Origin of the sequence: Thioalkalivibrio sp. ALR17-21 (assembly GCF_000420185.1) — a bacterium.
GTDB lineage: Bacteria > Pseudomonadota > Gammaproteobacteria > Ectothiorhodospirales > Ectothiorhodospiraceae > Thioalkalivibrio > Thioalkalivibrio halophilus.
In genome coordinates this window covers 17,873-31,543 of sequence record NZ_ATUL01000020.1, presented here as the reverse complement: position 1 = coordinate 31,543, position 13,671 = coordinate 17,873, and the positions used below count along the sequence as shown (strand labels likewise).

The 13,671-nt window shown below is 68.9% G+C and carries 14 protein-coding genes; 3 read left to right on the top strand and 11 right to left on the bottom strand.

From position 1 onward, the window contains the following. Positions 1–25 precede the first annotated feature (25 nt). On the top strand, positions 26–1,717 hold the full coding sequence (locus tag G020_RS0110715; protein WP_024329566.1) for an ExeM/NucH family extracellular endonuclease: 1,692 nt from the start codon (positions 26–28) through the stop codon (positions 1,715–1,717). An 11-nt stretch (positions 1,718–1,728) separates the two neighbouring features. On the opposite strand, the gene G020_RS0110710 is transcribed toward G020_RS0110715, so the two are convergent. The 9 genes from G020_RS0110710 to G020_RS0110670 all read right to left on the bottom strand — a co-directional run bounded on the left by G020_RS0110710 (position 1,729) and on the right by G020_RS0110670 (position 10,842). Next, positions 1,729–2,628 carry a mechanosensitive ion channel family protein gene (locus G020_RS0110710; RefSeq protein WP_019570376.1) on the bottom strand — a complete coding sequence of 300 codons (900 nt, stop codon included), beginning with the start codon at positions 2,626–2,628 and terminating at the stop codon, positions 1,729–1,731. Between the two features lie 8 nt (positions 2,629–2,636). Then, positions 2,637–3,449 (bottom strand): hypothetical protein, encoded by an 813-nt coding sequence (locus tag G020_RS0110705; protein WP_024329565.1) that lies wholly within the window; start codon positions 3,447–3,449, stop codon positions 2,637–2,639. Positions 3,450–3,534: 85 nt separating this feature from the next. Continuing rightward, positions 3,535–4,614, bottom strand: a complete 1,080-nt coding sequence (locus G020_RS0110700; RefSeq protein ID WP_024329564.1) for a PA0069 family radical SAM protein — start codon at positions 4,612–4,614, stop codon at positions 3,535–3,537. Beyond that, complete coding sequence (locus G020_RS15305; RefSeq protein WP_231363076.1) at positions 4,604–4,789, bottom strand: hypothetical protein; 186 nt, start codon at positions 4,787–4,789, stop codon at positions 4,604–4,606. Before G020_RS15305 ends, G020_RS0110700 begins: the two co-directional genes overlap by 11 nt. Next, on the bottom strand, positions 4,779–5,264 hold the full coding sequence (locus tag G020_RS0110690; RefSeq protein ID WP_024329563.1) for a hypothetical protein: 486 nt from the start codon (positions 5,262–5,264) through the stop codon (positions 4,779–4,781). The genes G020_RS15305 and G020_RS0110690 overlap by 11 nt, the downstream gene beginning before the upstream one ends. A 101-nt stretch (positions 5,265–5,365) precedes the next feature. Then, entirely contained in the window at positions 5,366–6,400 is a 1,035-nt protein-coding gene (gene pyrC, locus G020_RS0110685) for a dihydroorotase (protein ID WP_019591298.1), read from the bottom strand. A gap of 12 nt (positions 6,401–6,412) precedes the next feature. After that, a complete protein-coding gene (locus G020_RS0110680; RefSeq protein WP_019021960.1) occupies positions 6,413–6,679 on the bottom strand; it encodes a DUF167 domain-containing protein in 267 nt (88 codons plus the stop codon). 6 nt (positions 6,680–6,685) lie between these two features. Continuing rightward, positions 6,686–7,432, bottom strand: coding sequence for a class I SAM-dependent methyltransferase (locus G020_RS0110675; protein ID WP_018870769.1), 747 nt, complete (start codon positions 7,430–7,432; stop codon positions 6,686–6,688). A gap of 74 nt (positions 7,433–7,506) precedes the next feature. Next, positions 7,507–10,842 carry a bifunctional diguanylate cyclase/phosphodiesterase gene (locus G020_RS0110670; protein ID WP_019591299.1) on the bottom strand — a complete coding sequence of 1,112 codons (3,336 nt, stop codon included), beginning with the start codon at positions 10,840–10,842 and terminating at the stop codon, positions 7,507–7,509. Positions 10,843–11,093: 251 nt separating this feature from the next. Here G020_RS0110670 and G020_RS0110665 point away from each other — a divergent pair, with 251 nt between their 5' ends. Beyond that, positions 11,094–11,318, top strand: coding sequence for a hypothetical protein (locus G020_RS0110665; RefSeq protein WP_018870767.1), 225 nt, complete (start codon positions 11,094–11,096; stop codon positions 11,316–11,318). 28 nt (positions 11,319–11,346) lie between these two features. After that, on the top strand, positions 11,347–11,550 hold the full coding sequence (locus G020_RS0110660) for a hypothetical protein (protein ID WP_018946123.1): 204 nt from the start codon (positions 11,347–11,349) through the stop codon (positions 11,548–11,550). Positions 11,551–11,609: 59 nt separating this feature from the next. Here G020_RS0110660 and G020_RS0110655 read toward each other — a convergent pair whose 3' ends face one another. Both G020_RS0110655 and G020_RS0110650 read right to left on the bottom strand, forming a co-directional pair. Beyond that, entirely contained in the window at positions 11,610–13,310 is a 1,701-nt protein-coding gene (locus G020_RS0110655) for a DUF1631 family protein (protein WP_019591300.1), read from the bottom strand. Positions 13,311–13,341: 31 nt separating this feature from the next. Continuing rightward, positions 13,342–13,671 carry a non-heme iron oxygenase ferredoxin subunit gene (locus tag G020_RS0110650; RefSeq protein ID WP_018870764.1) on the bottom strand — a complete coding sequence of 110 codons (330 nt, stop codon included), beginning with the start codon at positions 13,669–13,671 and terminating at the stop codon, positions 13,342–13,344.

Sequence of the window (13,671 nt, the reverse complement as noted above, 5' to 3'; positions counted from 1 at the left end):
TCACATGCCCGTCAAGGATGAACCCATGCATCGCTTACTGCACCACGCCCCGCGCTCCGCACGGCGCGTCCTGACCGGCACCGCCGGCCTCTTCCTGCTGCTGGCCCTCGTCCCGGCGGCGACGGCGGCGGCCGACTGCCCCGCCCCGCCGCTCGACCGGCTGGCGTCCCTGAGCGAACTGCGCAGCGGCGCGGTGGACGAAGACCGCCGGGTGGTCGCCGAGGGCACGATCAGCGGGGTGTTCTACGGCGACGACGCGCTGGGCGGCTTCTACCTGCAGGACGACGCCACCACCCCGCCCACCGGGCTGTTCGTCTACGCTCCCGGGAAAGACGACGCCGACCTGCGCCCCGGCGATCACGTGCAGATCCGCGGCCGCTTCGGGCGACACCACGGGCGGCCACAACTGTCCCGGTTGCAGGAGCTGGAGCGCTGCCGTCGCGGCGAACCACCCCAGACCGTGACCCTGCACCTGCCCGACGACGCCGCCCGCCTGCAGGATCTGGAAGACGTGCGCGTACGCTTCGACCAGACCCTCACGGTCATCGCCAACCGCGAGCTCGCGCGCTACGGGAGCCTGGACCTCGCCGCCGGCGGGCGCCTGCGCCACCCGGGCCAGAGCGGGGCTTTCGGCGAGCCCGATGACCACGACCGCCGCATCGTGCTGGACGACGGCAGCTACCGCGCGAACCCGGACCCGGTGCCCTTTCTCGACGGCCAGGGGACCCGGCGTACCGGCAGCCGCGTGACGGACCTCACGGGCATCCTGACGCATGCCTTCGGCGCCCACCGCGTGCACCCGGTGGCGCCCCCGGAATGGGAAGGCGGCGAGCGTCCCGAACCGCCGCCGGCCCCGGCGGACGATGTCCTGCGCATCGCGACGGCCAATCTGGAAAACGACTTCGTAACCCCGGGCGAGCGCGGCGCACGCAATGCCGCGGAACGGGATCGCCAGGTCGCCAAGCTGGATGCGGTGCTGGACGGCCTGGCCATGGATATCCTGGCGTTCATCGAACTGGAAAACCGCTCGGCCGCCGGGCGCGAACTGCGCCAGCGCGTGGATGCCCTGGACGACGCCACCACGATGCAAAAGCTCGCGCATCCCGACAGTGGCAGCGATGCCATCCAGGTCGGACTGCTGTACGACCGCGAGCGCGTGGAACGGCTGGGGAGCGCGGCAGACAACGACCCGGTCCACCACCGCCCGCCGCTGCTGGGCTGGTTCCGCCCGCGCGACGGTGGCGAACCCTTCGGCGTAGTCGCGGTGCATTTCAAGTCCAGGACCGGCTGCCCGGAACACGGCGACATCGATCGCGGCCAGGGCTGCTGGAACGAGCGCCGCACCGAACAGGCGCACCAGCTGGTGGAATGGATCGCGGAACAACGCGCGGCGCAGCCGGGCGAGCCGCCGGTGATCATCGCCGGCGATCTCAACGGCTATGCCGCCGAGGACCCCCTGACGGTGCTGCGCGAAGCCGGCAAACAGGACCTCGTCCACGAAGAGCCTGCCACGGCCTACACTTATGTCTTCCGCGGCCGAACCGGACAACTGGATTACCTGCTCGGCCCGCGGCCGCTCGCCGGGCGCGTGATCGCCGCCGACACCTGGGCGGTCAACGCTGACGAACCGGTGTTTCTCGGCTTCGATGGTGACCGTCCGGGCGAAGGCCCGTGGCGCGCCTCCGACCACGATCCGGTCTGGCTGGACCTGCGTTAAGGAAACACTGATCAGCGCGGCGTGTTGTCCACCGGCGGGGCGTCCGCCGAGCCGTCCGTTCCGGACTCCCCCGCCGACACTACCCGCACCGGGAAAGGCTCGCCGGCCAGCGAGCCCAGCGTGCGTTGCGGAAACGGGATGTCGATGCCGGCCCGGTCGAAGGCCTCCTTCACGGCGGGATGCATCCGGTTGCGCAGTTCGAGGAAGTTCTCCCGCTTGGCCCACACCGAAAACTGCAGCTTGAGCGCAGAGTCCCCGAACTCGAGGAAAATGAACAGTGGCCGCGGTTCTTCCAGGCAAAGCGGTTCGCGGTCGGCCACGTCCATCAGGGTCTCGCGCACCCGGTTGATGTCTTCGCGATAGGCCACCCCGATCTGCATGTCCAGGCGGCGGATGGGAAAGCGCGTCAGGTTGGTCAGCTGCGATTTGACCAGCGACTCGTTCGGCACCCGCACCATCAGGTTATCGAAGGTACGCAGCTTGACCGACAGCATGTCGATGGACAGCACCTCGCCGGTGACATCCCCCACCCGGATCACGTCGCCCACGGCGAACGGGCGTTCACCGATCAGGAACAGCCCGGAGATCAGGTTGGAGGCCGAGGTCTGCGACGCAAAGCCGATGGCGACCGTGAGGATCCCCGCCGCACCCAGCAGCACGGTGAGATCGAAGCCCAGCTCGCGCAGCGCCGACACCACCGCCAGCACCAGCACCAGATAGAAGCCGATCCGGCGCACCAGCATCGCCTGCTGGGCATCCAGATGCCGACCGGCGATCCGGATCAGGGTGCGCGAGACCAGGCGCGCCAGCAGCAGCCCCACGCCCAGGTAGATCGCTGCGCGCACCCAGGCCAGCACAGCCTCCGTGGTGATCAGTTCGATCCCCCGCGCAATCCAGGATCCGTCTTCCATGTCGCCTCCTACTGGAACAGCGCGCTGAAGGTGCGCAGGCTGAAGCGGCTGCCCCCGGCCTCGCGCGGTTCAGCCACCCGCTCGGCCCGGGGCACGTGCGCGGGCGGCCCCTCGCCCAGCTTGACCTCGGCCATGTCACGCTCGGGCTCGCGCTCCAGACGCACCCCCGGGGTCCACAGCCGGCCATGCGGATCGGCGTACACCGGCAGCCGCGTCACCGGCAGCTTGATCCGTTCCAGCAGCAGGGTGTCCGCGGAACCGTTGCGTACGATCAGCGGTGTCACGATGCGGTGAACGCGTTCCGGTACCTCGTCGAGCGCCATGCGGGCCGCGGTGCGGCTCGCATAGCACAGTTCGCCTTCCACCGTATCGGAGCCGAACCAGGTGTCCGAGGCCGGATAAGCCGGAAACTCGTGCACCCGGGCATCGCCCAGGCGCAGCTGAACCCACGCCGGCGTGCTCACGTACAGGATGACTTCGCCCCCGGGAGGCACATGAAACGGGGCTTCGGGCCGACTGACCACCGGGCGATCCGCCAGGGCCACCCCGAGGGACGCGCCGACATCATCACCGGTGCCGGCAAAGCGGCGCTGCTCCGCGGGCTTCTCCGGCACCGGCTTCTGCGCGGGCACCACGCGGCGAAAACCGCTGTCGTCCGGGTCGCGTTCGCGCGCCAGCCACAGGTCCCATTCGCCGGCGCGGCGCTGCAGCCAGAGATCGAGCGGCCCGATGGACCAGTGGCCAATCTCCCCCGACGGGAGGTGGACGGGGCCCCACCAGCCGCTGTCGTGTCCGGATCCTGCGTGTACGCGTACGCCCATGGGACCTCCCCGTTGCCCTTTTGCCACTGTAGCGCGAAGTGCGGCGCGGAAGAAGCGGCCAGCGGCAGCGCAATCAGGACCGAATTCAGAACAGGTCGAGCTGGGAATCGTCCGCCGAGCGTGGCCGGGCCGGCGGACGGAATTGCGACACATCCAGATCGCCCGACCAGCGATCCAGCCCGCTGCGGCGCCGGGCCAGGACAAAGCGCTGCCCCAGCAGATCGGCCCAGGCCCCGGAACCCCGCATGCGCTGGCCAAAGCTGGAATCGTACACCCGCCCGCCGTGCGCCTCCCGCAGCCGCGCCAGCACATGCTCCGCCTTCAGCGGCTCGTGGGTCTTCAGCCATTCCTCGAACAGGCCTGCCACCTCGCGCGGCAGACGCAGAAGCACGTAATCGGCCGATACCGCGCCGGCCGCGGCCGCCGCCTCCAGCAGCGCCTCGGTCTCGCCATCCGTGAGCACCGGAATCAGCGGCGCCACCAGCACGCTGACCGGAACCCCGGCCGCGGTCAGTCGCCGAATGGTCTCCAGGCGCCGCTGCGGCGCCGCGGCACGCGGTTCCAGGCGACGGGACAGACCCCGGTCCAGAGTAGTCAGCGACACCGCCACCTGTGCCAGCCCGGCGCGGCCCATCGGCCCCAGCAGGTCGAGATCGCGCTCCACCAGCGCCGACTTGGTGACGATGGACACCGGATGGCCGGTCTCCGCCAGCACCTCCAGCAGCTCGCGGGTCACGCCCCATTCGCGTTCCACCGGCTGGTAGGCATCGGTGTTGATGCCCAGCGCGACCGGCGACGGCCGGTAGTTGCGCGCGGCCAGTTCGCGGCGCAGCACGGCCGCCGCGCCGGTCTTCACGTACAGCCGGCTCTCGAAGTCCAGTCCGGGCGACAGCCCCACATAGGCATGCGCCGGCCGCGCGAAACAGTAGGCGCAGCCATGTTCGCAGCCCCGATAGGGATTGATGGACAGGGTAAACGGGACATCCGGGGAGTCGTTGCGCACCAGCAGGCTGCGCGGCGTCTCCGGGGTCACTTCGGTGCGCAGCGCCGGGGCGGCTTCGTCGTCCCCGACCCAGCCGTCGTCCACGGGTTCGCGCTGGAGGGGTTCGTAGCGGGCGGCCGGCCGGCTGCCGCTGCCCCGGCCGCGCGGCGGCTCACTCGCCATCGAGCCTTGCGCACAGGGCCCGGAAATAGCCGGACTCGGTGGCCAGGCCGGCATCGCCACCGCTGCGCCCGCGCTCGCGCGCCAGTTGGTCCAGCAGCACACGCAGACGACGCGAATGGCGCTCCCGGCCCTCGGGCTCCTCGGCCTCGCTCAGCAGCATGACGTCAGACGGCACCGCCCTGCTGGGCCACCGGCAGCATCCACAGCGTCAGCGACAGCAGGATGGCCGTCAGGCTCACCCCGAAGATCGGCAGCATCATCACGCCGGCCAGTGGTTCACGCCGGAACAGCCGGATGCCCATGCCGCCCAGGCTGATCGCCCAGCCCACGGCCACGAAGAACGACAGGGCGTTGATCTCCCAGGTCCACAGGGCAATCAGGCCCAGCGGCAGGCCCAGGTTGAGTACCACCAGCCCCATCTCCTGAGAGCCCGCGGCCTTGCCGGCCGACAGGGCGTAGGCATAGGCGGCCCAGATCATCATCAGGCCGAAGCCCAGGGCACCGGCCGCGGGCGACTCCAGCGGGGCGCGCAGGATGGCCGCACCCGCCGGCTCCAGCTGCACGCCAAGCGCGATGATGGCCGCGGCCAACCCCAGGCTGATCAGCAGCCAGAACCAGAGGGTTCCGCGCTGCACTTCAGGTTCGGTCACACTGTCCCGCACGTTGACTCCTTGCGAAAACGCATTGAAAGGTTCTGTCCGGAAAGACCGCGCCAACCGCCCCGGGGTTCAAACCGGGGGCGGTGCGGACTTCACTCCGCCACCCGCCAGGCGACGGTCTCGCCCGCCCGCAGGGGTACACCCGGATCGTGTCCGAACAGGACCGCCTCGGGCACGGTCCATTCCGCGCGTTCCAGGGTGATGGAGCCGGTGTTGCGCGGCATGCCGTAAAAGTCCGCACCGTGATGGCTGGCGAAGCCCTCCAGGCGGTCCAGCGCGCCGGCCGCCGCGAAGGCCTCGGCGTACAGCTCGATGGCCGCATGCGCGGAATAGATGCCCGCGCAACCGCAGGCCGATTCCTTGGCGTGGCGCGGATGCGGTGCGGAATCGGTCCCGAGGAAGAAACGCGGGTGCCCGCTGGTCGCCGCCCGCACCAGTGCTTCCCGGTGACGCTCGCGTTTGAGGATCGGCAGGCAGAAATGATGCGGCCGCATGCCGCCGGCAAACAGCGCGTTGCGGTTGTACAGCAGGTGCTGCGGGGTGATGGTCGCGCCGACGTTGTCCGGCGCGGATTCCACGAAGGAGACCGCCGCCTCGGTCGTCACGTGTTCCAGCACGATGCGCAGCCCGGGGAAGTCGCGCACCAGGCCCTGCAGATGGCGTTCGATGAACACCGCCTCGCGGTCAAAGATGTCCACGTCCGGGTCGGTGACCTCGCCGTGGATCAAAAGCGGCAGCCCGGCCCGCTCCATCGCCTCGAACACCGGGTAGCAACGGCGGATGTCGGTGACCCCGCTGGCGGAATGCGTGGTGGCCCCCGCCGGGTACAGCTTCACCGCATGGACAAAGCCGGATTGGCGCGCCGCATCGATCATCCCGGGCGTGGTCTCCTCGGTCAGATAGAGCGTCATCAGGGGCTCGAAGTCGGCCTCGTCCGGGAGTGCCGCGAGGATGCGGTCACGGTACGCGGCTGCCGCATCCACCGAGGTCACCGGGGGCTTGAGGTTCGGCATCACGATCGCCCGGCGAAAGCGCCGCACGGTGTCCGGCAACACCGAGGCGAGGATGTCCCCGTCGCGCAGGTGCAGGTGCCAGTCGTCGGGACGGGTCAGCGTCAGGCGTTCCATCAGTAATCCTTGTCATCCAGCGAAGTGTTCGCGCAGTGCGGCCTCGCCCCGGCCGTCGACCTCCACAGTCTTGTCGCGGCCGGCCTGGCCGCTCACCACCCGCACCGAATCCGCCGGCAGCCCCAGTTCGGCCGCCAGCAGGCGTTCGACGGCCCGGTTGGCGCGCCCCTTTTCCGGCGCGGCCCGGACTCGCAGTTTGAGGGCGTCGCCCATCCAGCCCACCACCGCATCCTCGCGGGCACCGGGGGAGACGCGCAGCTTCAGTCGGGCCAGGGCCACGCGGTATCAGGCCGGACGCGTGGCCATGTAGGCGGAGAAGACCCCCAGCTGCACTTCACGGTGGACGTCCTCGAAGCCCACCGATTCCAGCGTCTCCATGATCTCCTCCGGGGGCACGCACTGGTCAATGGTTTCCCAGAAATACCGCATCAGGGTATGCCCGTCCGGATCACGTGTCAGCACACGGCTGAGAAACGGGATGAAATCGCGGAAGTAGAAACGGGCCATGACCATCTGCCGCTTCGTCCGCGGACGCGAGACCTCGAGGATCATGCAGCGACCGCCGGGCTTGAGCGCGCGAAAGTACTCCGCAAACGCCTCGCGCAGATCCCGCACGTGACGCAGACCGTAGCCCATGTACACGCGGTCGAACTGCTCGCTGGCGACGGGCAGATCCTCGGCCAGCCCCTGGATGAAGCGCGAATTCAGCTTGCCCCGCGCCACGTCGATCATCCCGCGCGAAGGATCCACGCAGGTGATGCGCTCATCGCCGGTGATCTTGCGGATCTCTTCGGCCACCGGGCCGGTCCCGGTCGCCACATCCAGCACCTCCATGTCCGGCTGCAGACCGGACTGCTTGAGCGAGTAGCGGCGATACGCCTGCCCCGTACCCAGAAAACCGAACCGCAGGATCCGGTCGTAGTAGGGTGCGGTGCGATCGAACAGGTCGTCGACGAACGCGCGCTTGTTGCTTTCGTCCCCGTAATAGTCCTTGAGGACAGGATGCGGTTTCCGCTCCGGATCGGTTTCCATCGGTTCTGCTCTCCCCTGTGCCCGGTGCCGGGCCGGCCCAACAAGCCGCGAAGTGTACCAATTCCCGGCGCGCGTCACCCCCCCTGCTCGGAGGTGGTCAGGATGTCGCGTTCGAATTCCGCCACCGGCACCGGCCGGCTGGCAAAGTAGCCCTGATAAAAATCGCAGCTCAGCGCACACAGCGCCTCCAGCTGTTCGGCGGTCTCCACGCCCTCGGCCACCACGGTCAGCCCCAGCCCGTGCGCCATCGCCACGATCGCGGTGGTGATCGACCGGTCATGCACGTCATCCTCGTGCACCACTCCGGCGATGCCGTCGACGAAGCTCTTGTCGATCTTGAGCGTGTCCACCGCGAAGCTCTTCAGCTGCGAGAGCGAGGAATAGCCCGTGCCGAAGTCATCCACCGCGAAATGCACCCCACGGTCGCGCAGCGATTCCAGGATACGACGGGCTCGCTCGGCATCCGCCATCAGCGCGGACTCGGTGATCTCCAGCTCCAGGCATTCCGGCGGCAGCCCGTGCTCGTCCAGGGTGGCGGCGACCTGTTCATCCAGCGCCATCCGTCGGAACTGCAGCGCGGACACGTTCACCGCCAGCCGGATCGGAGGATAACCCGCGTCCAGCCAGGCCCGTCCCTGCCGGATCACCTCCTGCAGGACCCAGGCGCCCAGCTCCACGATCAGGCCGGTCTTCTCCGCGACCGGGATGAAACGACCGGGCGACACGCGCCCCAGCACCGGATCGTTCCAGCGCAGCAGGGCCTCGGCCCCGATGAGGCGCCCCGTCGCGATCTCGTACTGCGGCTGGTAATGGACCTCCAGGTGGTCATGCTCCATCGCGCGGCGCAGACGTGAGCTGAGATCGATGCGCTCGCGCGCCGCCTCGGTATAGGCGTCCGAGTAGTAACGATACGACCCGCGCCCCTCTTCCTTGGCGCGCGACAGCGCGGTGCCAGCCTGCTGCAGCAGCGCCTCGGGACCGGCCCCGTGATCCGGGAACAGCGCGATCCCGACGGTCGCCACCACCTCGACCTCGACTCCGTTGCCCAGGTCACAGGGCTCGGCCAGGTGGCGGATCATGGATTCGGCAATCATGCCGGCGTCGTCCGGGTGGGCCAGATTCTCCACCACCACCGCGAATTCGTCCCCGGCCAGCCGCGCCACGGTATCGGTTCCGCGGCGCTCGCGCTGCAGCCGGATGGCCGCGCTGCGCAGCAGGGCATCGCCGGCGGCGTGGCCGTGGCTGTCATTGACGTCCTTGAAGCGGTCGAGATCCACGATCAGCAGCGCCAGCACCCCGTTGCGCCGCCGCATCAGCGAGATGCCATGGCCCAGACGTGCCAGCAGCAGGCGACGGTTGGGCAGCTCGGTCAGCGGATCATGATGCGCCAGGTAGTCCAGCTCCTCCTCCGAGGCCTTGATCCGCGAGATATCGGCGAACACCGACACGTAATGCGTGAGCCGGCCCTGCGGGTCGTGCACCGCCGTGATGCTCTGCAGCTCGGGGAACACCTCGCCGTTCTTGCGCCGATTCCAGATCTCCCCCTGCCAGTACCCGTAGAGCTCCAGCTGCCGGAACATGTTCTGGTAGAAGGTGCGATCATGCCGGCCGGACTGGAACATCTTCGGCGTACGCCCGACCACTTCGTCCTGGGTGTAGCCCATCAGCTCGGTGAACGCGCGGTTCACCGACAGGATGTGCGCCGTACTGTCGGTGATCACGACGCCCTCGCGGGTATTCTCGAACACCACCGAGGCCAGGCGCCGACGTTCTTCCTCCTCGCGCCGCCGGGTGATGTCCTCCACCGTGACCACAACACGGTCCAGGCTGCCGTCCGCATGGCGAGTACACTTCAGCGAGAGGTCTGCCACCATCACGCTGCCATCCGCCCGCAGCAGGCGCTTTTCCACGTCATAGCCGTCGCGCCGGCCTTCACGCATCTCGCGATCCAGATCGGCACCCAGGGAACGGTCCTCGGGGTGCGCAAGGCGGTCCCAGTCGAGCTTCGCCAGTTCTTCCGGCCGGTAGCCCAGCATGTCGCCCAGGCAGTCGTTGACGCGCTCCCAGCCCTGACCACCCGGCCCTGACACCGCCATGCCCACGAACGGCATGTCGAAGAACACCCGCAGCAGGCGGTCCTGTTCCGAATGCGACTGCATCAGCCGCAGGTTGCGCTGCAGCCATTGCTGACGCCCCACCAGCGCCCCGGCGCCGGCCATCAGCAGCCAGACCAGCAACAGGGCGCCGCCGGTCCATGCCGCCTGCCGATGCGCCCCGGCCACCAGGGGCGCGCGGTCCCGCTTGACCACCACCGACCAGTCATCGAGCTCGAGGCCACGCACCGCCGCCAGACGACCATTATCCTCTTCGCCCAGCGATCCGATCCGCACCGCCTCGCCGGAGCCGCCGCGCAGCAGGCGGCTCTCCACCTGCGAAAACTCCGCCGGGGGTTCCACGCGCCGGGCGGACTCACCGTCCAGCCGCATCACCACCGGCGCGCGGTCGGACGGATGACTGACCAGCCAGGTCGCCGCATCCCCGTCTTCCAGGTCGATGGCGGCCCCGAGCAGCGGTGCCAGGCGATCCAGATCGGCGGAAAACAGCACCACCGCCAGCGGTTCCGAGTTGCGATCGCCGGGATGATGCAAAGGCGCGGCCCAGTGCAGCCGGGTCGTCCCTGCGTCGTCCACGGCGTCCACGTGCGCCCGGCTGACGACTCCGCTCTGCATCGCTTCCACGCGGGCCGCTCTGGCCGCGGCGCGCTGGAAGGACTCATCCCCCGCAACCAGCAGTTCCGCGTGTTCCTCCGCCCCCAGGATCGCCACGGAGCGATAACCGTAGGCCGTCCGGATCGCCTGCAGGCGGTTCTCCAGCGTGGTGCGCGCGACCTCGGAGTCGTGGCGCTGCAACGAGCGGACAAACGCGGTGAGACCGCGCGCATCCGCCAGGATTCGAGCATCTCCGGCGCGCTCCGCCATCCACCGATCCACCAGCCCGCCCTTGAGAAAGGCGGTGGCCCGCAGTTCTTCGCGCACCTGCTGATCCGCGGTGGCCTGAGCAATATGGAACGTGCCGAAGGCGACACCACCGACCGAACCGGCGACCGCCACCGCCAGGGCAACCCAGACCCAGGGCTGGAGACCGCGCAGCCGTGTCAGACCGCGCCCGTCACGCGTCCGCGCGCCCCGACGGACCCCGAATGTCCGCATGGCCAGGTACAGCAGTCCGCCACTCACCCAGACGAAACCCAGGCCCTTCAGCAGACTGACCCGGGTCAGGCTCGCCTCGATCCCGAAGCTCCACATGAAGAGCATGTCGGACAGCGCGACCCACAGGGAGCCCGCCACGAGATAGCCGAGCGCGATCAGTGCGGCCGGTCTGAGCCGAAACACCGGAGGACGGGAAAACATCAACACCGGACACCGGCTGGAAGACAAGACACGTAAAGGAATCCCCTGTGTGAAAACCCCGGCTCTGCGGCCGGTTGAAGAATGGAAGCTTCCCCCTCGACAAGCCCCCCGGCTCGCACGCATGGTCTACGCTTGAATCAGGGGCTTCACGGGAACGGCATACGCCCTCGAGAATTTTACGCCCCCAATCCTGTCACAGTATTGAGCTGGATCAAGTCACCAACGTGCGACCATCCGAGAAGGAGCCGCCCATGGACGTCAAGAACGAGAACGGCATCGTCACGCTGACGCTGGACAAGAAAACGGCCAAAAGCATCACCGAAAACCTGACGGAACTGAACGGCGAGGTCCGCAATGGCGCCCGCGCGCTGTCTTCGGTTCTGCAGCAGGGCGTGTACGAGCTGGACAACGAGTTCCGCCAGCCGCCGCACGCATTCGACGAACATGCGCCGCGCCAGCCCTCGATCGAGGACTGAACCAGCGACTCAAACGGGAGGAATGATCATGAATCTGGTCAAGGCCGAAAACGGCGAAATCGTTATCCGCATGCCCGTCGCCGAAGCCTCGGATGCGCTGTACACCCTGCGCAACCGGGCCGACGACCTGGACGACTGCGAGGACCTGACCGAGGCCCTCGAAGCCGCCGGCGTACCCATGCCCGAAGAGGAGGATCACCGGCGCTACGAATACATGCCGCCGGTCGACTGACCCGCCGGTTACCCGGTTGCCGTGCGGGGCCGCCCCGCACGGCCGGTTTTACGACCCCTTCAGCGAATCATTGCGTCCAGCGGGTTTTCCTGCGGCAGGATCCGCATCCGGCCCTCGCGCAGCTCCTGTGCCACACCCTGCAGGCTGTGCCGTCGCGCACTCACCCCGTCAAGCGACACGAACAGGAACCGCCGCGTGACCTCCCCCCGCCATACCAGCGCCATGCGCCGCGCCTCACCGGTGGTGCGGTCGACCATCTCGTACCAGTCTCCCACCCGGGCGCGACTGGCCTCGAACACCCAGGCGTCGTCCAGATCGGTGACCAGTTCGGGATCGTCGTCCTCGTAGCGCAGATGCCGCCGATGGCGGATCCGCTCTTGCGGGTCGAACGCCTCGGCGTCCGCCGTGGCCCGCATGCGCGCAAGATGCGCCCGGCCCAGCTGCTCGACGACCCGGCGCAGCCTTTGCGCCTCGACACCGGCCTGCTCGCCCGCCGCCTTGAGCTCTGCCACCCGCGGCTGGATCTCTGCCGGCGTCGCTCCGCGACAGATCGCTTCCACCACGCCGCGGATCGCCCGGCTCACCTCCTCGTCCTCGCCGCCGTCCGCCGCCAGCAGGTCTTCCCAGGCCGCCTCCACGGAGTCCGCCGCCGTTTGCGGCAGGGAGGCCCCGGACTCCAGTACGCAGACGGTCAGCGAACGCCGTGCACGCGCCGCGCGTTCCTCGGCCTCGAAAGTCTCCGTGCGCGGCTCCTGGCGCCGGTGCCAGCGCGCGTCTTCCTCCTCGATCGCGGCCAGCCAGTCCTCCAGCAGGGCGCGCGCACCCTCCCGGTCCATGCTGTCCGCCTCGTGACGCAGGCGCTCGACCGAGTCGCGGATGCGTTGCAGATAGGCGCTCACGCCTTCTTCGCCAGCGTCTCCTTCGGCATCGTCCGCCTCCGGACTCACACGGATCCCGGTGTTGATCACGCTGCCGATCCACAGCCGCAGCGGATGGGAGCGATCCCGGAAGAACGACAGATCACGGATCACGACCCGCGCCAGCGCGAACTGCATGTCGGCGATTTCGGCCCGCACGCGCGGATTGAAACCGACCTGGCGGAAGATATGGTCGAACATCCCCTGCAGCAGGTCGAGAATGAACGGCATCAGATCCTCCTGACTGCGGGCCTGCTCCGCCGCGGCCGGCGCATTCCCGGAAGCGCCCCCCGCACCGGCATCCCCGTCCGGTCCGGAACCTGCGGGCGCACCCCCCGCTCCGGACGAGCGCGGGCCACTGCCGGTGGCCCGGGCCAGCTCCGCGGCCCAGCGGGCCCAGGCCTCGGGGGCATCCTCCGCTGACGGCATCTCCGGCCCGCCCCGGGCGGACAGCGGACCGAGATCGGCGTCCGGCGGCCGCACTTCGGAACGGCTCGCAGCGGCAGCCGTATAGGCCTGCCAGCTTGCCGAGCTTTCCCGCTCGCGCGCGCCGCCAGCCGCGGTGCCGGCTTCGGGCTCCTCGGTCACCAGGCCGCAGGCATCCACCGTTTCCACCACAAACGCCATCATCGGCGCACCGGAATCGCGCAGACAGCGCAGATAGCCCTGCATCAGGTCGAGAGTCAGCGCGGTGCGCCCGAAATACCGTTCCGCCGCCTCGATCAGTCGCTCGTACCAGTGCAGCGGCGACCACGGCGCCCAGTTGGGATGTTCGAAGCGCCGGTCCTCGCGCTGGGTCGCCGACAGCCCCGCGAGGCCCTGCCAGTCGCCATCGGCGGTCATCGCCGCACCCGGGGCGCGCGATCGGACCGGTTCAAGCGTCGCCGCCGATCGGCTGACTGCCGACCTGGATCATCCCGTCCTGCACCCGCACCGGGAAGGTCGGGATGGGGTCCTCGGCCGGCGGCGTGAGTGCCTCGCCGGTGTGCAGGTCGAATTCCGCGTCGTGCAGCGGGCAGGTGATGCAGTCGTCGTCGATCGTGCCACCCGCGATGGGGAATTCTTCGTGCGAGCAGAGGTTCTCGAGGGCAAAGTAGCGGCCATCCACGTTGAACACCGCCACTTCAGTATCCCCGGCCTCGAGCAGCCGGTGGTCTCCGGGTTCAATCGAGCCTTCCGGCCCCACGTCGATCCATTCGCTCAT